15 protein-coding genes are annotated in these 20,603 nt (G+C 46.4%); 4 read left to right on the top strand and 11 right to left on the bottom strand.

Annotation, left to right across the window (positions count from 1 at the left end; translation table 11 throughout):
* Positions 1–390: 390 nt before the first annotated feature.
* The gene (locus PAEAM_RS30895; RefSeq protein ID WP_100529964.1) at positions 391–2,979 is read right to left on the bottom strand and encodes a glycine betaine ABC transporter substrate-binding protein; all 2,589 of its coding nucleotides are present in this window, start codon (positions 2,977–2,979) and stop codon (positions 391–393) included.
* On the bottom strand, positions 2,945–4,174 hold the full coding sequence (locus PAEAM_RS30890) for a quaternary amine ABC transporter ATP-binding protein (RefSeq protein WP_100529963.1): 1,230 nt from the start codon (positions 4,172–4,174) through the stop codon (positions 2,945–2,947). Before PAEAM_RS30890 ends, PAEAM_RS30895 begins: the two co-directional genes overlap by 35 nt.
* A 501-nt stretch (positions 4,175–4,675) precedes the next feature.
* Between PAEAM_RS30890 and PAEAM_RS30885 the strand changes: the two genes are divergently transcribed.
* Positions 4,676–5,251 carry a GbsR/MarR family transcriptional regulator gene (locus PAEAM_RS30885; protein ID WP_100529962.1) on the top strand — a complete coding sequence of 192 codons (576 nt, stop codon included), beginning with the start codon at positions 4,676–4,678 and terminating at the stop codon, positions 5,249–5,251.
* Positions 5,252–5,378: 127 nt separating this feature from the next.
* On the opposite strand, the gene PAEAM_RS30880 is transcribed toward PAEAM_RS30885, so the two are convergent.
* Both PAEAM_RS30880 and PAEAM_RS30875 read right to left on the bottom strand, forming a co-directional pair.
* Entirely contained in the window at positions 5,379–7,010 is a 1,632-nt protein-coding gene (locus tag PAEAM_RS30880) for a helix-turn-helix domain-containing protein (RefSeq protein ID WP_165790118.1), read from the bottom strand.
* Between the two features lie 187 nt (positions 7,011–7,197).
* Complete coding sequence (locus PAEAM_RS30875; protein ID WP_100529960.1) at positions 7,198–8,484, bottom strand: DUF5050 domain-containing protein; 1,287 nt, start codon at positions 8,482–8,484, stop codon at positions 7,198–7,200.
* A gap of 278 nt (positions 8,485–8,762) precedes the next feature.
* Here PAEAM_RS30875 and PAEAM_RS30870 point away from each other — a divergent pair, with 278 nt between their 5' ends.
* A complete protein-coding gene (locus PAEAM_RS30870; RefSeq protein WP_100530032.1) occupies positions 8,763–9,749 on the top strand; it encodes a Gfo/Idh/MocA family protein in 987 nt (328 codons plus the stop codon).
* A 3-nt stretch (positions 9,750–9,752) separates the two neighbouring features.
* Here PAEAM_RS30870 and PAEAM_RS30865 read toward each other — a convergent pair whose 3' ends face one another.
* The 3 genes from PAEAM_RS30865 to PAEAM_RS30855 all read right to left on the bottom strand — a co-directional run bounded on the left by PAEAM_RS30865 (position 9,753) and on the right by PAEAM_RS30855 (position 12,416).
* Positions 9,753–10,577 carry a MurR/RpiR family transcriptional regulator gene (locus tag PAEAM_RS30865; protein ID WP_100529959.1) on the bottom strand — a complete coding sequence of 275 codons (825 nt, stop codon included), beginning with the start codon at positions 10,575–10,577 and terminating at the stop codon, positions 9,753–9,755.
* Positions 10,578–10,684: 107 nt separating this feature from the next.
* Entirely contained in the window at positions 10,685–11,518 is an 834-nt protein-coding gene (locus tag PAEAM_RS30860; RefSeq protein ID WP_100529958.1) for an ABC transporter permease subunit, read from the bottom strand.
* Positions 11,511–12,416: an ABC transporter ATP-binding protein gene (locus PAEAM_RS30855; protein ID WP_100529957.1), complete on the bottom strand. Its 906-nt coding sequence runs from the start codon at positions 12,414–12,416 to the stop codon at positions 11,511–11,513. The genes PAEAM_RS30860 and PAEAM_RS30855 overlap by 8 nt, the downstream gene beginning before the upstream one ends.
* Positions 12,417–12,861: 445 nt before the next feature.
* Between PAEAM_RS30855 and PAEAM_RS30850 the strand changes: the two genes are divergently transcribed.
* The gene (locus PAEAM_RS30850) at positions 12,862–14,697 is read left to right on the top strand and encodes an HSP90 family protein (RefSeq protein WP_100529956.1); all 1,836 of its coding nucleotides are present in this window, start codon (positions 12,862–12,864) and stop codon (positions 14,695–14,697) included.
* Positions 14,697–15,746 carry a hypothetical protein gene (locus tag PAEAM_RS30845; RefSeq protein WP_076327271.1) on the top strand — a complete coding sequence of 350 codons (1,050 nt, stop codon included), beginning with the start codon at positions 14,697–14,699 and terminating at the stop codon, positions 15,744–15,746. Before PAEAM_RS30850 ends, PAEAM_RS30845 begins: the two co-directional genes overlap by 1 nt.
* A 153-nt stretch (positions 15,747–15,899) precedes the next feature.
* Here PAEAM_RS30845 and PAEAM_RS30840 read toward each other — a convergent pair whose 3' ends face one another.
* From PAEAM_RS30840 to PAEAM_RS30825, 4 genes are all read right to left on the bottom strand, one after another.
* Positions 15,900–18,107 carry a serine hydrolase domain-containing protein gene (locus PAEAM_RS30840; protein WP_100529955.1) on the bottom strand — a complete coding sequence of 736 codons (2,208 nt, stop codon included), beginning with the start codon at positions 18,105–18,107 and terminating at the stop codon, positions 15,900–15,902.
* Between the two features lie 50 nt (positions 18,108–18,157).
* Positions 18,158–18,928: a DUF3169 family protein gene (locus PAEAM_RS30835; protein WP_100529954.1), complete on the bottom strand. Its 771-nt coding sequence runs from the start codon at positions 18,926–18,928 to the stop codon at positions 18,158–18,160.
* Position 18,929: 1 nt separating this feature from the next.
* Positions 18,930–19,139, bottom strand: a complete 210-nt coding sequence (locus tag PAEAM_RS30830) for a helix-turn-helix transcriptional regulator (RefSeq protein WP_017690042.1) — start codon at positions 19,137–19,139, stop codon at positions 18,930–18,932.
* Positions 19,140–19,313: 174 nt separating this feature from the next.
* On the bottom strand, positions 19,314–20,594 hold the full coding sequence (locus PAEAM_RS30825; RefSeq protein ID WP_165790117.1) for an MDR family MFS transporter: 1,281 nt from the start codon (positions 20,592–20,594) through the stop codon (positions 19,314–19,316).
* Positions 20,595–20,603: the final 9 nt, after the last annotated feature.

The following is a 20,603-nucleotide window of genomic DNA, read 5'->3' as shown; positions in this document are numbered from 1 at the left end:
TTTTTACAAAGTAAGGAACATCAGACACGTTATTTACTGGAATCTCTGACAAAAACACTGCAAACGACTGTTTTATTCTGATATAGCGTGTCTCAGGTTCTTTAGATTTCTGGAATCGCTTCATATCCTTGAATAAGACGTCTCTGATTCGTTAGCGCTTGTATTTGCTCTGCTCCAACCGTGTGTGTGAGTAGCTGACTCCTGATCCCATCCAGAGCGAAGCTTTTCATTGAAAGGGAAAAAATCCACTTTAACGGCACTTCAGGTACATTCAGGCTTTCATTAGGCTAGAAGGCATTCCCGTTCCTAAGTAAAGTTACACTCAAAAAGACCACCGAAAAATTTCGGTGGTCTTTTTACCAAATTCAGGTTTATACAACTCAATCTGGTTTAATTATCTTTTAAGTCTTCAACAGAGTTGATATCCATGTACGTTGGAACAACCAAACCTTGTTTAACTCCTGTCATGCTGACAGCGATATCTTCAATCTTGTCTCCATATGTCTTCCAGTAGTCCCCATGTGTAAGCGGGAGCCATACGGCTGGAGAAGCATCGATATCACCTGCTGCCAAGCCTGCCCACATGGGGCCAGCTTCAACTTGTAGTGCTTTGACGGTGTAACCGAGATCTGTCTCCAGCACATACTTCATCAGGTTGGTACTCGCAATTTCAGAGTCCCATGCAACATAACCGAGACGTAAATTGTCACCTTTAACAGGGGTTAACCCTTTGGTCCACTCTTCAATTTGGTCCGGATGTTTTTCTGCATAAGTCTTGGCAGCTTCTTCAGGCGAAACGCCCTTTTGAATGTCTACCATGATTTCACTCATTTGATCCGCAGTCCAATTAAAACGAGAGAAGAACTCATAGGCAACGGGATGATCTTCTTTGATTCCCTTACGTCCAACCGTGTGAACTTCCTCTGCATCGCCAAAAATCAAGTCGGGATCGTCCAAATACTTCAGATCATACTGATTGAACATCCAGTGCGGAGTCCAACCCGTAACGATGATTGGTTCTTCATTTTTATAAGCTTTGTCCAATGATGCAGTCATTGCTGCTCCAGAACCTTCAATCAGATTCCAGTTAGACAAATCATAATGCTTAATGGCGTTTGCTGTGGCCTTCATCAGACCTGCACCTGGATCAATACCAACAATCTGGTGATTAACCTCTTCGCCCACATTAGCACTTGCCGATGGAGTGGAAGAAGCGGCACCGGTCTCTAGATCTGCAATCGAGTTTACTTCAGTCATGTACTTAGGAACCACGAGGCCTGTACGTACACCTGTCATATTAGCCCCCAGATCGTCCACCTGGTCTTTGTAACGTTCCCAGTAGTCTGCGTGTGTCAATGGCAGCCAAGCTGCTGGAGAGGCATCTACGTCGCCTGAGGCAACACCCGTCCACATTGGTCCGGCTTCGACTTGCAGAGCGTTAACTTTATAACCCAATTCGTTTTCCATCACATATTTCAGCAAGTTTGTACTTGCGATTTCGGAATCCCAAGCCACATAGCTGAGTTTGAATGCATCACCGTTCACTGGAGTCAGACCTTTGGTCCACTCAGCAATCTGATCGGCATGTTTCTCAGCATAAGCTTTAGCAGCTTCTTCTGCGGATGTGCCATCCTGGATAGCAGTCATCATTTCACCCATGTCATCCGATGTCCATTGGAAACGGGACAGGAATTCAAACGCAACAGGGTGATCTTCTTTCAGACCTTTACGGGCGATGGTGTGAATTTCTTCAGCATCACCGAAAGATTTTTCTGGATCTTCCAGATATTTCAGATCATATTTGTTGAACATCCAGTGCGGAGTCCAACCTGTAATAATGATTGGATCTTCATTTTTGATGGCTTTGTCCAGTGTGGCCGTCATGGCTGCACCAGAGCCTTCAATCAGAGTCCAGTCAGTCAATTTATAGTCTTCGATCGCTTTTGCAGCAGACTTCATGATACCAGCCCCTGGATCGATACCAATAATCTGATAGTTCACTTCTTGACCTACAGCATTGGCAGCTGAGTTGTTGCCGCCAGCCGAAGTTGTGCCACCAACGAAGTATTGTGAGAAACCAGCTACAAGCACAAGGAATGTTGCCGCAGCAGTGATCCATGCTTTTTGCTTGGCTGTAATGCGTGAGGTCTTTTTGCGACCTGGCATAAATACATTTTGTGTAAAACGGTCCAGTACAATCGCGAGTACAACAACGGCCAGACCGGCTTCGAAACCTTTACCGATTTGAAGCTGTGTTACAGCACGATAGACTTCCGCACCAATACCTTGTGCACCAATCATGGATGCAATAACAACCATGGACAGTGACAGCATGATGGTCTGGTTAATACCGGACATCACGGTAGGCAAAGCGAGTGGAAGCTGTACTTTGAACAACTTTTGCATGGAAGTTGAGCCGAATGCATCAGCTGCTTCAACCAATTCACTAGATACCTGTCTGATCCCCAAGTGAGTCAGACGAATCGTTGGCGGAATCGCAAATATAACAGAAGCGATAACACCTGGAACGACACCTAGACTAAAGAATGTAACTGCAGGCAGCAAGTAGACAAATGCAGGCATCGTCTGCATGAAGTCAAGCAGCGGTGTAATGATACGCGCCGCAGTTTTACTGTATGCGAGCCAGATTCCGACAGGTACACCAAGCAGGATCGAAACCAATCCTGAAGTGATAACCAGGCCGAGTGTGTCCATCGATTGGGACCAGTATCCCAAGTTATCTACGAGCAAGAACCCGATAACCGTAAATAGTGTCAGTGGGAGTCGTCCTACGAGGAACGCAAGAACACCCAATATGGCAATGAACAGGAGTGGATGGGGCAGCATGAACAGCCCGGAGAAGAATCCAACTACTGCCTGAATAACAATAGAGATTACATTAAACAATCCGGAGAGCGAGGAGCTCATCCAGTCAACGATGGATTCAATCCACGATGCTAGTGGTATTTTGGGAATCATTCTCAAGTTCCTCCTTTACTGCAACTTCACCGCTAAGTGCACCCAGCAGGGCACCGCGGACGATAACACCTTGCAGACGGCCATTCTCACTAACAACAGCGAGCGGCACATGGGCAGAACTTACAATCTCAAACAATTCATGAATCAGGGTCTCAGGCGACACTGTCGGCCCGTCCGTGATCAGAATGTCATTTAATACTTTATTTTCGCGCATTGCACGGGTTGCATCTTCTGCAGTAATGACACCAAGTAGCTTCTTCGAACGGTCAATGACAAACAGATTAGAGACACCATTTTCGCGCATGAGTTCGAGGGCTACCCGAGGACCGCGGTCAAGTGTGATTGTCTCAGGGCGACGCATGACGTGAGCGGCAGTGAGGACCTTGGACAGATCCACGTCTTCGACGAAGCGGGCCACATATGAGTTGGCCGGTTGAATCATGATTTCTTCCGGTGTACCGATCTGCACAACTGCGCCGTCTTTCATGAGGGCAATACGATCGCCGATGCGCAGCGCTTCGTCCAAGTCATGGGTAATGAAAATGATGGTCTTTTTCATTTTATCCTGAAGCTCGATCAACTCGTCTTGCATATCACGGCGAATCAATGGATCAAGTGCACTGAAGGCTTCATCCATCAGTAGTACTTCCGGGTCATTGGCAAGTGCACGCGCCAAGCCGACACGTTGCTGCATCCCGCCACTGAGTTCATCTGGCATTTTGTCTTCCCAGCCCTTAAGGCCAACCAGCTCAAGTGAGGTTTTTGCCTTCTCCCGGCGTACTTCCTTATCTACTTTTTGTATTTCCAATCCATACTCCACATTATCAAGAACGGTACGGTGCGGGAACAACGCAAACTTCTGGAAGACCATGCTAATCGTTTTCCGGCGCACTTCGCGCAATTGTTCTTTGTTCATCTTGCGTAGATCCTTACCATGGACCAGAATTTCTCCGGATGTTGGTTCAATCAGACGATTGAACATCCGAACCAGTGTGGATTTACCACTCCCGGACAGTCCCATAATAACGAAAATCTCGCCTTCCTTAATGTCCATGTTGACCCGGTTGACACCAACCGTTATCTGTTTTTCTTTGGCCAACTTTTCTTTACCCCAACCTTGCTCCAGTAATTGCAGACCTTGCTCGGTTTGGGGTCCAAACAATTTACTTACGTTTTTCACTTCAAGTATGGTCATGTTTTCACCCCTTCTGATGTGTTGTGCACTTCGAACGGCTTTCAGCATCCATAAGCCCATACACTTATGCGCCCAGCCACGAAATCCGGTAATTGTTGCTTCGCTTCCCGTCTTTCTGGGTAACGTTTTTAAGTCTAACAATACTTAACCAGTATATCAACCGAATAAACAGTACATAATGTTTGTACAGTAAAAACTGTACAAAGTTTTTCGTCCAAATACTCCGTCATTCTCCTTATTCTGGCTAATAAGGCAGCTTTACATTTGACATTGCTTTTCCTACAATAGAAAATGAGCTGAATTGAAGCTGAATTTTTTGGTTAAAAGATAGTCATAGGCAATTGTAGCCTGGTAAAGTTCCCATTTTCATACATTGGGTGAATGAAAGCCCTCTGGCATATATGATGTCCGGCCGAGTGCTTTCCCATGTAAGCAGGACTTTTAAAGTGTTGCAATTATTTCGCCAAAGACTGTGGAATGTTCAGAATGGAGGTTGCAAGCATGGGCTTGGACCATTTACAAGAGGAACAGCAGGCAACCGTGCTGAAGATTCGTAAGCGCGTCATTGAAGCCATTGGACGTAATATGGATCTTTACGGCGTTACGCTGTCGACGGGACACTTATATGGATTGCTATTTTTTGCAGACAAACCAATGACCCTTGACGATATGGGACGGGAAATGGAAATGAGCAAAACGAGTATGAGTACAGGTGTACGAACACTGCTGGATTTGAAAATGGTAAATAAAGTGTGGAGCAAGGGCTCCAGAAAAGACCTATATGAAGTGGAATATGACTGGCATCAGACGTTTACGGATTATTTTGCAATTAAATGGAGAAAAGCCGTGGAGAGTAACCTTCAGATTCTACGCAAATCAATTGAAGAACTGAATCGGTTATTCGAAGGTCTGGATGAGCAGGCAGACGCTGAACTTATCCACATTCTGATGGAAGACAAACACAAAGTTTTGCAAGCGGAAGCATATTACAAATGGTTGGATCGGTTGATTGATACCATGGAAAATGAAGAGATATACAAGCTGGTTCCGAAGGAAGAGATTAAGGAACATTCATAATTACATGCAAAGGGCCCTTTCCGTTATAGGAGAGGGCCCTTTGGCCTGTGCAATATCTTACTGAATTATAATGAAAGAACACGCTGTAAAAGATAATCTTGCCCATCGTATCAACCTATGTTCACATCTAATGCCCGATCAGACCTGCCTGAGGAAAGACTACAGATTGCTGAGTTATCTGTTCCAGTTCGTTCAGAATCTGCAACCGGCCACCCGGGGTCCAGCATAACCGTTGCCAGTTCGAAATATCGTGAACGTTACCATACAATACAGCAGGGGATCGATTCCACGATGCCGTTTGTTTCATGCGTCGGAACAGCTTTTCACTGGCAGGCTGGAGCGAAGCACGATGGATTAACAGGTAATCCGTGTCTAGCACGGGGATACTATCCGCTGCATATCCATTTCTGGAACTTTCGGGAGATACAAGCTGAGCAGGCTGGAGTCCCAATTCAGCATACAACAAGTGATTTAACGGATGCTCACCAGTCCCTTGTAAGCGAATGAACTGATTCGTAACCTCCATCATAGCCAACCGTTTTTGTCCGAAATAGGGTTGCAGGTTCAGGCTTGCTTCAAGCTTGCGAAACTCAAGTTCTTTGAAATTCAGCAACGCTTGTTTCTCACGTCCGACTAGTTCGGCTATGCGAATATGGTTCTCTTTCCAGTCATCAGTGGACTCCAAGATGATGGTGGGTGCAATACTTTTCAGGCGATCGTAATAGGGCTTGTGGTAAAAGTCACCGATGATCAAGTCTGGCTTCGCCTGCCGAAGTTGATCGAATTGTCTGGTTAATCGGCGTTCTTGTTCATATTCATCCGATTCTCGGTCAAACACACCTTCACCTTCCAGCACAGCTACCGGGCGAAGTCCAAGCGAGGCCAAGTTCTCATGGAATCCCATAATGGATGCCGTAGCTACGCGAAGTTGATCTCTTTTCATATATACGCTGGGAGCAATCCCCAAGGTTTGTTTGAATTTGCGGCTAAAATAATATTCATTGCCATACCCGACAGATACCGCGACGTCTTTGAGGACACAGGATTCCTCTGTCAGCTGTTTTTTGGCTTCGTTTATACGTAAACGATTCAGGTAATCGGTTGGTGACATGCCTTTGGCCTTCTTGAAACTGCGTGAATAGGAGCTGGGTGTGAGTCCAGCAATCTTGGCAAGCTGATCCATGCTGATTCCTTCACTCATGTAACGTCGCATATACATAATACTGCGTTCCAAGGCAGGGTCCACTTTCTCATGATTGGCTTCCAGCCTGTTCTCTGAGAGAAATTGCAACAGCTCATGCAGCTGGCTATGTATGCTGATAAAGTGATCCGGTTGAAGACCGCGATAGGTTTCATACAGTTGTTCCAAACGTAATACAGCCTGCTGCTCATGACGAACCAGCAACCTGCCTGTCTCCCAATCCAGCGGGAAGGCGGGTGATGAGGTCATTTTCCATTCACCGCGCACTTGCTGCAAACAAACCGTATCCATGCTTAGTAATATACATTCGGTCACATTCGAGCGTGCAGCGGCCTCAATGGTTGTTCCTGGCTTCAGTACAAACAAGCTGCCCGCTTGCGCCGTGTAGACTGTATCATTCAGGACCAGAACACCGTCTCCTTGCAAAATAAGACAGAGCATGGGCCGTGACACCGTCTTGCCTTGCACACGGAAATTCTCCCCACGACGCACACGGCACATGGAGGAGAGGAGCGGTAGAGATGAGGTTTCAGCAATGAAGGGAAACTGTTCAGTCATACGGACCATCCTTTTGTCTTATTTTTCTTAATGATAACAATTATCATTCTCATATGGAAGATGTTTTTGAAAAATAGTTTTCGACAACCAAAAAAGGATTACCAAGAGCCGTTATGGCTGCATGGTAATCCTTTTTGTTATGGACATGTCCGTTGAATGGGCTATACGCCTGAATCAACATGATATGTTAGTACGGTGTCACCAATAGAATATTGTCGAGGAAAACGTCACTCATAACTTTTTTCCCTGTTCCACCCGTTTGCACGTGATACAAGCGATATTGATCTTTGGCATTGATGTAGAAGAGGCCCGCAACATCATCTCTGATATGGAATGCATCCCATTCGTCCCCGGTAAGTTTCGTTACCTTGAGAGCTGTATTAACCGAATAGAGTCCATTGTTGCCCGAGATGTATGCAGCCGTAGATGTGCCGTTGGTTAATTGATTCGCAACATACGTTACATTGTTCAGGTTCAGGTTGGCAGACTTGGTCACTTTGTTGCCAGAGACCGTTTTGGCATAAGCCTTTTTGTCTGCATCAATAAGGACAACCTTGTCTGTACCTAAGGCACTTACTTCACGAACGCTTTTGTTATGAAGCTGAAGTGTTTTGGCTGAAGTTGTTAACGCAAACGCTTTGCCTTTGGCATAATTGTAATCCTTATTGCTGTCGAGAACGATTCCTTTGTTATACACGTAAAGATTGTTTCCCCAACCACCGGAATATACAGCATTCACATCCAGTTTGGCTTTGGGATTAACCGCAGTTGCTTTGCCAGTATTGTAGTTCACCTTATACAGGACAACAGCATTGGTGGAGTAAAACTCCTCGTAGGGGTCTGTATTTACCATCAGTTGCAGTTCGTTTTTGGCTTGATTCGTAAAATAACGTCCTTCCACTGCGCCTGCGGCAATCCGCTGCACAGCTCCAGCACCGTTGGACGTTTTGGACACGATCCACGTGTTTCCATTAACCAACGCATTATAGTAGGCACGCCCTTTGGCTACCAGGAGAAATGGAAAATCAGTATCTGCTTTGTCAGCAATCTTGGTGACAGCTGAAGCGTCACTATTGCCATTCGCGCGATAAATGGTACCTGTAGCATCCAGATAATAGATGAATCCGTTATCCGTATAATAGCTGAGTACATCTGTAGCAAATGTCTCTGCCGCATCGCTGGACCCGTCATTCGGAACCCGAAGCAAGGTTGTGGAAGAAGCAGTCTGTGTGTAGTAGAGATAAGAGCCTGCCGCGTGCAAGTCCACACCTTGGAAATCAATTAATACTTCTGTTGTATTGCTGCCATCCGCGGATACTTTGTACAAAACTCCGTCGGACTCATAATACACTGTGGATTGGCTGAGTGAAGCTGCCTGGGCTGCGGTTCCGCCTCCCAATGTCACTGCTGCAATGAGTGTAAATAACAGCAATGTACTGATGGTGCGTTGTACGTATGTATACCCTGTTTTCATTCGTTCATCGTCCCCTTCGTTCTTCTATATGTATGTCGTTAATTCCTTATGTTATATCGGTAAACTATGGAAGATATGTTAGATCTCAAACATGAAAAAAAGAAGAGAATGAAATTGAATTTCATAGTCATTCAAACCTGAAATCGAATTGCGCATGATGCTGCCAATCCCGTCCCAAAGCATTCTCCGCCTGACTTGATCGTGATAACATAACACTCAACCAGAGCAGCGAAGAGAGCCAACTGACAAACAACCAACGACAGGAGCGAAACGATATGATGAATATAGCAACGATTGGTACAGGGTCCATTGTGGATGCGATTTTATCTGCGATCAATGAACTGGAAGATGTTACGTGTACAGCGATGTACTCCCGGAAGAGAGAGACAGCACAGGAGCTTGCGGGTAAGTATGGGGTCGATACCATCTATACGGACCTGGAATCCCTATTTTCAGATACAAATGTAGATCTCGTATATATTGCTTCACCAAACAGCATGCATTACGAACAGGCCTATCAGGCACTTCAACATGGCAAACATGTCGTCTGCGAAAAACCGTTCACGTCCACGCTTCACGAAGCAGAAACGCTGATTGCACTTGCAAAAGAAAAGAATCTGTTGCTGTTTGAAGCCATCTCCAACATTCATCTGCCCAATATTAAAGTCATACAGGAGCAACTACCAAAGCTTGGTCCGATCAAACTCATCCAGTGTAACTACAGTCAATACTCGCGCAAATACAATGATCTGCTTGCAGGGGAAACGCCGAACGTATTCAATCCACATTTCTCTGGTGGTGCGCTGATGGATATCAATATTTATAATCTGCATCTGGTCATGAATCTGTTTGGCAGTCCGACTACCGTATCGTATACCGCGAACAAGCATGCAAACGGCATTGATACGTCAGGTGTAGTGGTTCTCCACTATCCGGAGTTTATTGCGGAATGTGTAGGTGCCAAAGACACAAACAGCATGAACTTTGTGCTTATTCAGGGCGAGAAAGGTTATCTTCAGGTTGTAGGAGGAGCTAACGGTTGCCGGGAGATCAAGCTTCAGATCGGGAATGAGCCTGCTGTGGCGTATAATGCGCAGACCAAATTGAATTGGCTGTGCTATGAGTGGGAAGCGTTCAGGGACATCCATGCAAGTGGTGATCACAAACGGTGTTACGAACTACTCGAACACAGCCAGTCTGTAATGAGTGTACTTATGAGTGCACGTAAGGATGCCGGGATTGTATTTGCAGCGGATCAACGGTAATCGTTAATACGTGTCGCTAATGCTTCCCATGTACAACATGTCGAAAATGTAGAGTACAGAGACCATCGCAGACATTTTGGACAGTCGTAATTGTTCATTGTATCCATAAGCCAGCAGCGTTTCATCACAATGTCTGGACAGAGTTGAATGGTTGTTGCCCGTGACCGCGATGACTTTCATCTGTTTGTCGCTGAGCACTTTGGCGGCTTCAATCATGGATTGGTTCTCACCTGTGTGTGAGATAACAAAAGACAGCGTCAGGCTATTGGGATTCATCGTGTTCAAATAATGCATGTTCGGACTATTATGAGCAATCGCAGATATGCCGAGTTCATTCCACTTGGCACAAGCCTGTTGAGCCAGATAATAATTCATATCACTGCCATAGACATCAATGCGTACGGATTCTTTGACCCAGTTCGCGATTCGTAGCAAAACAGGAGCATTTAACATCCTGCGCGTATCATCTAGCGCCTGCTGATACAGGTAAGGAACTGAGTCGATGGCAGCCAGCACGTTGCCTTGTTCTGCAACTGCATGATCCTGCGTCTGCAACACGGAAGGTATCTGTTGATATTCAAGAGCAAGCTTGAGCTGAAAGTCTGGGTACCCCTTGGTACCCAGCTTTTTGCATAAGCGAACAATGGTGGATGAGCTTGTATAGGTCTGCTGAGCCAGTTCATGGGCTGTAGAATCAAATACAACTTCGGGATTGCTTAGGATATAGTCCACAATATGCTTCTCCTGTGCCGTTAATTGTGAAGCATATTTTAATTTTTGAAGTAGTTTGGATTCCATACAGTTGTTCCATTCCTCTCTATAAATCATCCCATAGCATATATCTCCACATCATAACCTGCACTTATTTATTTCTCAATCTGTATAGCGGAGCGACAGTGTAGTTTGTTGATTTTCGTCGCTACACTCCACATCATTCAGATCTGACTTTCCGCCAGTTGCTGACGACTATTCCACGACGTGACCAGACGAAGAAGACCCACACTTATGAGCAGGAGCACTGCTCCAATCATAAGTAACATCCAAGGACCAATCAGCAGCATGCCACTGGCTTGTCCAGCGACTAAGGCGATGAGGGGAAGGACAATTAATCCGCCGAGCTGATAGGCTTCCTGGAACCCACGGACCTTGGCCGAGATCAGGACGTTTAATAAAATGACCATAAGACTGCAAGCGGGAACAACCCACACGACAAGTATGATCCAGTTCAGATTGGGAAACATCAACGTTCCAAACATGGGGTACATCAGAATATTGGCAATGATTCCATAGATCAGGAAAGTAACCCAGGATAATAGAATGGAAGGGATCAGGGCAGCTAGCACTTTACCTTTAAAAAGAGTGTCCATACTTATCGGTGTGAACAACAATCCTTCCAGCGTCTTACGTTCCTTCTCACCAGCGAAACTATTGGCCGTCAGAATACTGGAGGCCATTACCGGAATGATGAGAAACAAGGGAGCGAACATATACATGGCCAAGTAATAGACAATACGATGATTATCTGTAGGCATGGAAGCAAGCTGAGGAATCTGTCCACCATGGGTTAACGCATCCAATGATTCGAGTAGAAAGCTGATGTTGCCCAGAGAACGAAGTTCCATTCTGGAGGCCGCCCACAGAAGGGCGGAGGGCATGATGATTCCAATAATCAGTGGAACGATCAACATGGGCAACCAGAGCTGAATGCTGGCTGTGACGGACCGGATATCTTTACGTACCAGTGCACGTATGGCTTGGCGGTTATTCATGGTGGTGTGCCTCCCTTATGGCAAAATAGATACTTTCCAGATCACTGCCCGTGATGCGGGCCTGATAGACTTGACCATGCTCCGTTAATTGCCTTAGCAGTAATGGAATATCTTCACGCGATGTAAGCTGAAATACTGCTTGATGTGCGGAGATTATTTCAGGTGTAAAGTCGGTTGCCGTGTGCCATCCTTCTGGCATGTCGGCTTCTACTTCGAGCTTCGGAGTGGACAGGTACCGGCTAACAATCTCCTGTTCCGTGCCTTCCTCCACGATGCGCCCCTTTTCCATGAAAATATAATGATCACAGACGGCTGACAGTTGGGACAGCACATGGGATGAGACCAGGATTGTCATCTTTTCTTCCTTATTTAACTGACGGATAATGCGTAGCACCATCTGAATTCCATCCGGATCCAGGCCATTGGTGGGCTCATCCAGAAACAGGATGGAAGGACGGTGCAAGAGTACTCGTGCAAGGCCCAAGCGTTTCTTCATGCCTGTGCTATAGGTGCCGACTTTTCGATGCTGATAATCCTGCAACTCGAACAGATTTACAAGCTCGTCGATTCGTTTCTTGGCATGCTTCAGGCCAAAAACATCTGCGAAGAAAGTCAGATTGTCACGCCCGCTCATATTTTCATATAATCCACTTTGCTCGGTAAGAGTGCCACACATGGCCAGTACTTTCTCTGCCTCACAAGCGGCGTCCAATCCGTTAATGGTTACCTGTCCACTGGAAGCGCCCAAGACTCCATTCATGATACGGATCAGTGTGGTTTTGCCCGAACCGTTGGGTCCAATCAACCCGGTGACACTGCCTTGTTTAACTGTAAAACTGACATCATGCAGTGCTTGATGCACTTTGAATTGCTTGGATATGTTGCGTACTTCGATCATGTATATTCACCGTCCGATCTGAGTTTGGAGATTATACGTGTGGTAGGCTGATATCGTTCAAATGGACGACAAAAAAGATCTATTCCTCCTTCAATAGTCCCGAATGTAAGATGCACATTTACCCTGAAGTCTGTCTGAAATCGGGTCTCAGGTTTGTTTTCACTCTGCCTTGTAACATGTATCCTTATTTTAGGGTAGAACATCCGTTTCATTGCTATTCATAACGTGGTAATGGAAGATAAGGCCTTACGTCTCATGAATGCCTGAAATATGCATATAACGCCGGTCTTGGTTATCCAGGGCCGGCTTGACGTGATGTTTTGGCGTGCCTGTCACGGGGAACGTCTGTTTCTAACGATTACATAATGAATTCGTCTAACACATCCATATGAATACATCGTATGGGTACATATTGTGTTTGGACGTAGAGGAAGGTGAGTGAGTCATGACAGCATCCAATGAATATCGTTTTCAAGTGAACCTGAGCGGGATGATCCAGATTTTATCCAACCATCTATATAGCAGTCCTAAAGTGTTCTTGCGCGAACTGATGCAGAATGCGACGGATGCGATTACCGCACGAACGGAGGCGGAGCCAGGGTATCAGGGTGAAGTTCGTGTTGAACTGACGGGAACAGGTGAGCAATTGACCATGATGGTGGAGGACAACGGAATCGGCTTGACCGAAGCTGACATCCATGAATTCCTAGCGATGATTGGACAATCCTCGAAGAGGGGGCAGCAAGCGCTGCTGGATGGAGAGACTTCGTTTATCGGGCGTTTCGGGATTGGGTTGTTATCCTGTTTCATGGTGAGTCACGAAATTGTCATGCTGACGCAATCCGCGAAGGGCGGCCCTTCGATGGAGTGGCGGGGCAAGCCGGATGGCACCTATACGATTCGACAATTGGACACACAGCTGTCCCCGGGGACCAAAGTATATCTGCGTTGCACACCGGACGCGGCGCACTACTTTGAACCGGATTATGTGAAAGAAGCTCTGTTCTATTACGGAGCATTATTGCCGTATCCGGTCACGCTGTATCATGGCGGCGTGCAACATGTGGTGAATAGCGAGACCCCGATCTGGTTGATGGACCCTGCACTCGCACGTTCACGCAGATCGGAGGTATTGGCATTTGGTGAACGTCTGCTTGGTGAGCAGTTCCAAGACTTCATTCCGTTGACGACAGCTTCAGGCCGTACCGGAGGTATTGCTTTTGTACTGCCACACGCAGTTAATCTGAATGCCAAGCGTTCTCACCGGGTTTACCTGAAGCGAATGCTGATTTCGGAGAAGGCTGAGAACATTTTGCCAGAGTGGGCTTTCTTCGTGAAATGTCTGATCTGGACAGATGAGCTTCAACCGACAGCATCACGGGAACATTTCTATGAAAATGAGAAGCTGGAGGAAGTTCGCTCCGAACTCGGAGACGCACTTCGCAAGGGACTGGCCGACATGGCTGAGAGCCAGACGGAACGGCTTCAGAAGCTGATTCGTCTGCATGCTCTGTCCATGAAGGCATTGGCTGTGCAGGATCAAGCATTCTACGCGATGATTCATCGCTGGTTGCCATTTGAGAGTACGAGGGGTCACCGTGAATTGGGTGAGTTAATTGATGAAGGAGAGACATTGTATTTCACGTCCTCTGTTGATGAGTACCGTCAGATTCATCATGTAGCTTCCGCACAATCGATGCTGGTAATTAACGGTGGTTATATTTATGACAGCGATTTGATGGCGACACTGCCGATGACCGTGCACAACGTACACACGGAGCGGCTACAGCCGGATCAGGTCTCGATGAGTTTCACCGATGTGCCACCCGCTGAGCGTAATCAGTATTATGATGCGTTGCGACTGGCCGATTCTGCCTTACAGCGCTTCCGTTGTCGGGCTGAGGTGAAAGGGTTTAAACCTTCGGATCTGCCGGTGTTGTTCACGCTGTCTCAGGAATCCTCAACACTTCGTGCGCTTGAAAAAGCAAGTGAGGAGAGCACGGAATTGTTCTCGTCTGTTCTGGGTTCATTGTCTTCTGGCATGAGTTCAGCAGGGTACTCAACTTTGTATTTGAACGTGAGTAATCCGATCATTCAGCGGGTACTGACATCACCGGATGACCAGATGACACCGATTGCCATCGAAATGTTATACGTCAATGCACTGATGATGGGGCATTATGCCATGAGCAAGCAGGAGCTTGAAGTGTTAAATCAGGGCATTGTTCGTTTTATTGATTGGGGTTTGCGTGCAAATACAGACCGTAAGGGGGAAGCCTGATGAAGACAGAGATGGATTTTGAAGAACTGATGGACGAGGCCTATGGTTTGCCCAATGGTCCGGCTAAGCTTGGTATGCTGGAGGAAGCGGCAAGAGTTGCCGATGTGAACGGCATGGAGGAAGAGGCATATGAAGCAAGATCGGAGATTGTGGAGACAGCAACATTCTGCGGTTATCCGATGAAAGCACTGATTGCTTTTTCCTGGCAACTGGGCAAGTTCGACCAACAGCCCGAAGAATATGATGAAGAAACGTTAATGTGGTCGTACAAATGGATATTGGGCAAAATGCCCGACTTCCCGGAAATATCACGCGAGAAGATCCTAGAGCTGTTGGAGGATTTCGGACGGCGCTTCAAGTCCTACGGTTACAGCGAACGCTCCTACTGGTATTATCGGTTCCGGATCTTTATGGATTTTGGGGAGCTGGAGGAAGCGGGACGTAGTTATGATCGATTCAGAACGATGGATCGTGACTTTATGAGTGACTGCGAAGCCTGTGAGCAGGATGAGATTATGCGATATTTCTTGTTAAAAGGAGACGATGAGAAGGTGTTGGAGGCGGCACAGCCTATCCTGAAAGGGCGTATGAGCTGTGCGGAGATTCCGCATCTGACTTTGTCTGAAATTTTGATGCCGCTATATCGGTTGGGACGGACTGCGGAAGCAGATAAACATCAGACCAAGGGATATCGGCTGATTAAAGGCCAGAACGATTTTGTGCAGAGTTTTGCGGAGCAGATGGATTATCTCACACGTACAAATCCGGCAAAAGGTATTGATGTGCTGGAGGAAACACTGGTGTTTGCTGCTGATCATGAAGATCCTTACGCCAAAATGTTGTTTTATGCCAGAGCAGCATTGTTGCTTCGCCGCTGGGTGGAAGAATCTCCAGAATACCGATTGCGTCTGCCAGCATCCTTCCCATATGAAGGCGATCCAGGCGACCTGCTCAAGCTGGCCGATTACTTTGCGGAGCATGCTCAGACCGCTGCAGCTAAGTTTGATCAGCGCAACGGGAACCACCATGTATCTTCGTTGATCGAATAGAGACGGATATAACTCATTAACCGATCGCTATAATAAGTTATGAAAAGTAACGAAACAGGCTTGTTCGAGAAGGATCGTATCCTTCTGAACAAGCCTGTTTTTTTCTTGCATCATAAGCATGATCAATCTAATCGGTATGAAGATATTTTATTTTTATTGTGCTGAAGTCACAGAAGGGACCGGCGCTGGTACTGGAACCGGTGCAGTTTCAGATGCCTCCGCTGGAGCTTCGGCTTCTTCAGCAGGTTCTGCTTGCGGCTGCTGAGCAGCCATCAGTTCAGCGACGATTTGATCTGTTGGTTGAGTAAGCAGCGCATACATGATCGCAGCCTCTTCCTGACGAATCAGAGGTTTGCGGGAAAGGAAATCAACAGAACCATCCTCCATTACCTTCACCTCGGGTCCATGGATACCAAGCTTCGCCATCATCTGAATGGCTGGTACAGCCCATGCATCTGTGTGCCCCGCAAGTTTCACATCATTGAACAGTTCGCTAGGATATTGCAGTTGCATAATTCTCCACATCATGACCATGGCTTCCTGTCGGATAATCACTTGATCCGGCTTAAATTGCTGTTCGTCCGTGCCAGTAATCATACCCAACTCATATCCGAGTTGAATATATCCGGCTGCTGCATGATCTGCCCAGTCGGTGCCAGCAGGAGGCGTAGTTTTGCTGGGCTTCAATCCACTCAGTTTAAGGGTGTTCTCAATAAATTCAGCTCGTGTCACACCTGTTTTTGGTTGGAAAGACTTGTTGCCATCATTCTCATAATATCCAAGAGATTGTATGGCATAGATGGCTTCGGCATAAGGACTGTTCTCACGAACATCCCGGAAGCCCATAGGCTTTTGACCTTTTTTCTCATAACCCATAGGGTTGAGGTAAGGTTCTTTCATGTATGTGGTTCCATCTGCATATTCTTTGAATGCTGTGAATTGACCAGTCAATTCATCTTTGAAGAGATTATCTTCCACCTGAATCAGGTTGCGTTGACCCAGGAATACATCGTTAATGCTCAGTTGTCCTGGCTTATCCCCGCCACCTTTCAAGGAACTTACAATCGTGCTAAGTCGAAGATCTGCGTACAATCCGGTGAAGCGTTGCAGCTCAGCTGCGGATTGCGGCGTGTATTCCTTGAACTGTACAGGCTCTGCATATTCCGGGAAGAAGCTCTGGATGAATGCAGGGTAGAACAGGTTACGAAGTGCTCCATTTTGATTATACGTCAGGAAAACGCCTGTATTTTGCTCGGGAATAAGGAAGAGATAAGAGCTGAATCCGGTCAGGTCGCCTCCTTTTGTAATAACTTTTGGACTACTTCCTGCTCCGGGAAGCTGAAATGCAGCTTCGAATCCATACGTCGTGTTTGGTAACAGTGGATGAATGGAAGAACGGTACTGTTCCATGCTTTTCACCGTGGATTCCTTGAAAATTCGCTTGTTGTCCTTCACGCCATCATTCAGGAACGCAATCATGAACTTCCCGATGTCCTCAGCGGTAGACAACATGCCACCTTGAGGCATTGGTGTTGGAGAGATGGTGTAAAGATCAAGCGGATTGTGTGCCGCATCATAGCCCGTGGCCAGCTGCTTTTGGAACTTTTTGTCCAGCATGAAACTGCTATTATCCATTCCTAGCGGTTTGAAGATATGTTGTTGCATGTAGGATTCAAAGGGCTCGCCGCTTACATTCTCAACAATCATGCCAAGCAGCAAAAACGAGAAATTATCGTACATATAGGCGCTACCAGGCTCGCGAACGACAGGAGGCATGTGTTGCTTAGCGTAATCCTCCATCGCTATGTACTTGTCGAAATCAGTATGGATGTCTTCCTGCTGCGGATCACGAATCTCGAATCCGGTCGTGTGTGTGAGCAGGTTCTCCACAGTTACAGGTTTGTCAAAAGGATTATCGAATTCGAGCCCTTTCACATAGGTCTGAAAATCAGCTTGCAGATCAACCTTGCCTTGCTCCACTAGCTGCATTACAGCAGCTGACGTGAACGTTTTGGATACAGAGGCTACACGGAAGGCCGTATTTTTCGGATCGATCGCTGTTTTACTCTCCACATCGGAGAAGCCATATCCTTTTTCCGCCAGAACTTTGCCATCCTTCACAACAACAACGGAGGCTCCCACATAATGGGGTTTTGCCTCAGGTGAATCGAAGAAAGAATCCAGAAAAGCTGTAGCCGATTCGGTTGTCAGCGCTTTCGTCTTTCCTTGTTCAGCAGCTACTGGAGTCGCGGTCTCCGCCTGGACTGCGGGTACCCACAGACTGAGAGACAGAACCGCAGCCATAAAAGCTCCTGTTAGGGAGGTGAACCTGAAACGGGTCTTTCGTTTGGATAAATGCATGCAAACACTCCTTTATGAAAATATTTACAAAATAGTTACCTACTCATGTATTACTGATTACTTGCACGATAGGTTTCACGATAATAGATTCCAATGTTGGCAATCCAGATCACAGAGAGCATTACAATCGGGAATGGAGCAAAGGTAAAGAGCATCGAATATAGAACCATAGAAACCATTCCAACACCAAGAATTACATTCATCATCTGAAAAGAACGATAGGCTGCGCGATAGACAATCCATTTCTCGCCTTCATCGAGCTTCTCAAAATGATCCTTCTTCATGTTGCGCGAGTTCAGATCCAGAGTGCGCTCAGGATAATAACGGTTGTATCGCTTTACAGTCAGAGTTTGCACGACCACAACGATGATAATAGAGATACATGAAGCAACAAAATTCAAGAGGTTGAACAGTTCTGGAGAATTCGGCATGGTTCGGTTGGATGCATACAAGGACAAGGCAAGTGCTGCCCAGGTAAACGTAAGAATAACGCTGAATCCGCTGAGGATCATCGCTTTTCCAAGGAAGCGCTCTGCGGGAGAGATGAGTGAATCGGAATCTCCATAAGCATCATCTTCCATGGGAGGGACAGATGGCGTGCGGGAGAGACTGAAGATGTTCCACACCGTCATAACTACCACAAGAGCCGCCAGGATTGCAAATAAAAGATCATAGTCATAGTACACGGACAGCGTCCAGTTCAAGTCAGAAGGGAGTTTACTGATTCCGCTAGATCCGAAAAAACCAACTACAGCGCCACCTGCTGCATACAAGGGAAGACGCAACCGCTTTTTAATGGACGAGGATGATGAATTTTTCATGTTAATCTCCACCTTTCAGTTCAAAGATTTTTTCGACAGGTTCACGAAATACATGTGCTATTTTTAGTGCCAGAACGACCGACGGAGAGTAATCTCCACGCTCAATCAGGGCAATGGTTTGACGGGATGCACCAATGAGTTTGGCCAGTTCTGCTTGGGATAGCCGGTCTCTGGCTCGTAACTCCCGAACGTGATTGTGTAATTCTTCCACTTGCTCACCTCCATGAACCTAATGTACATGATATTTGACTAAATGTAAACTATAATATACAAAATGTTAAAGATAATTTACTTCTAAACGTTGATCATGGACATGAAAAAGAGAGCCAGTTGGGCTCCCTAGGATGATTATTTTGTTGTCGGAAAAGTTGCCAGAAAAGTGAAATCAAGATGCATCTGCACACGGCAGATGTTGATTTTGTTCCTCTGCCCTCCGAAGTAACATTCGGAAAAAGATTAGCGCTCCAAGCCCCATCAGGATATACAGACCAGCCATCGCATAGGAGGGCAGAAAGGCTCCAATGGTTAACCCGAGACTGCCGAGAAGGGCAGCAGCGTTGTAACTCAACCCGTCAGCAGCCATATAGGCAGCACGGTCCGAATCTGGAATCATGCCCGCGAGCATGACCTGACGAACAGGGGCGTACATCAATTCTCCAATGGTTAGCAATATAGCGGATGAGATGAGTAACCAGGCCCAGTTGCTGAAAGCAAGTACGGTGAAACCTGCGGTATAGAGGAGCATACCAACAGTCATAATAGATCGGGACTGGAAGCGACCTATCCATCTGGTGAATGGAATGGCAACCAAGGAAACCATTACGGTGTTGATGACCATGATCAGGCTGAACATATGCAGACCTGAGATATCTGAGCCGAGCAGTTGGGCGGTGAATTCATTTTTTAGACGAACAGCGATGTATTTATCCAATTGAAATTCCAGGGAGACTGCAAGTACAGTAGCCGTGAAAAATATCATGAAACGTTTGTCCTGAAAGACCGCCCCGTACGTTTTCAATATGTTCCTCTGGATGGGAGCATCGCCATAATCTAATGCACGTTTATCCATTGTTTCACGAATCATAAAGATCAAAATAAACAGGGTAGCTAGGCTTTCAAGGCATACCAGACTGAACAATAGGAAACGAAATGATTCGAAAAATAGCCCGCCCATCAGTGCACCAAAAGTTACAGCAACGTTTGTTGTCCAATATTGCAACCCATATACATAATGACGTTCATGTTCACTGCTCACGTCGACAATCATAGCATTAGCAATCGGCACGGTGATCCCTGAACTGAGACTGCTGAGCAGAAACATGAGGCAAGTGACGATGATTGAATCCATCCACGGCGAATTGGCGATGGCCAAGCCGAGTAGAGCCATGACTTGGAGACTTTGTGCGATCACCATTAATTTTTTTCGTCCAATTCGGTCAGACCAATATCCTGCCCACAATCCCACAATCATGGAAGCCACAATATTGACCGTCAGCAATAACCCCGCCAAACCTGCGCCAATCTGAATACTCAGATAGATCGCCATGAATGGAATGATGGACTTTTGGGTCAGATCGGTGAAAAAATCAGTAATGATACGTATCCTGATGTTCGGGTGCAGATCGGCGTATTTCATAAATCGTTGTTCTTCCTTCCCACTGGTCATGTTGATGTT

It is taken from the genome of Paenibacillus sp. GM1FR, from assembly GCF_002803315.1.
Taxonomy (GTDB): domain Bacteria; phylum Bacillota; class Bacilli; order Paenibacillales; family Paenibacillaceae; genus Paenibacillus; species Paenibacillus amylolyticus.
This window is presented reverse-complemented; position numbering and strand designations above follow the sequence as displayed.

What these genes read in the sequence shown, in the direction of transcription:
- PAEAM_RS30890 (WP_100529963.1), bottom strand. Translation starts at nt 4,174, where the DNA reads ATGACCATACTTGAAGTGAAAAACGTAAGTAAATTGTTTGGACCCCAA.
- PAEAM_RS30845 (WP_076327271.1), top strand. Translation starts at nt 14,697, where the DNA reads ATGAAGACAGAGATGGATTTTGAAGAACTGATGGACGAGGCCTATGGT.
- PAEAM_RS30840 (WP_100529955.1), bottom strand. Translation starts at nt 18,107, where the DNA reads ATGCATTTATCCAAACGAAAGACCCGTTTCAGGTTCACCTCCCTAACA.
- PAEAM_RS30865 (WP_100529959.1), bottom strand. Translation starts at nt 10,577, where the DNA reads ATGATTTATAGAGAGGAATGGAACAACTGTATGGAATCCAAACTACTT.
- PAEAM_RS30875 (WP_100529960.1), bottom strand. Translation starts at nt 8,484, where the DNA reads ATGAAAACAGGGTATACATACGTACAACGCACCATCAGTACATTGCTG.
- PAEAM_RS30860 (WP_100529958.1), bottom strand. Translation starts at nt 11,518, where the DNA reads ATGAATAACCGCCAAGCCATACGTGCACTGGTACGTAAAGATATCCGG.
- PAEAM_RS30835 (WP_100529954.1), bottom strand. Translation starts at nt 18,928, where the DNA reads ATGAAAAATTCATCATCCTCGTCCATTAAAAAGCGGTTGCGTCTTCCC.
- PAEAM_RS30855 (WP_100529957.1), bottom strand. Translation starts at nt 12,416, where the DNA reads ATGATCGAAGTACGCAACATATCCAAGCAATTCAAAGTGCATCAAGCA.
- PAEAM_RS30885 (WP_100529962.1), top strand. Translation starts at nt 4,676, where the DNA reads ATGGGCTTGGACCATTTACAAGAGGAACAGCAGGCAACCGTGCTGAAG.
- PAEAM_RS30895 (WP_100529964.1), bottom strand. Translation starts at nt 2,979, where the DNA reads ATGATTCCCAAAATACCACTAGCATCGTGGATTGAATCCATCGTTGAC.
- PAEAM_RS30880 (WP_165790118.1), bottom strand. Translation starts at nt 7,010, where the DNA reads ATGACTGAACAGTTTCCCTTCATTGCTGAAACCTCATCTCTACCGCTC.
- PAEAM_RS30850 (WP_100529956.1), top strand. Translation starts at nt 12,862, where the DNA reads ATGACAGCATCCAATGAATATCGTTTTCAAGTGAACCTGAGCGGGATG.
- PAEAM_RS30825 (WP_165790117.1), bottom strand. Translation starts at nt 20,594, where the DNA reads ATGACCAGTGGGAAGGAAGAACAACGATTTATGAAATACGCCGATCTG.
- PAEAM_RS30870 (WP_100530032.1), top strand. Translation starts at nt 8,763, where the DNA reads ATGAATATAGCAACGATTGGTACAGGGTCCATTGTGGATGCGATTTTA.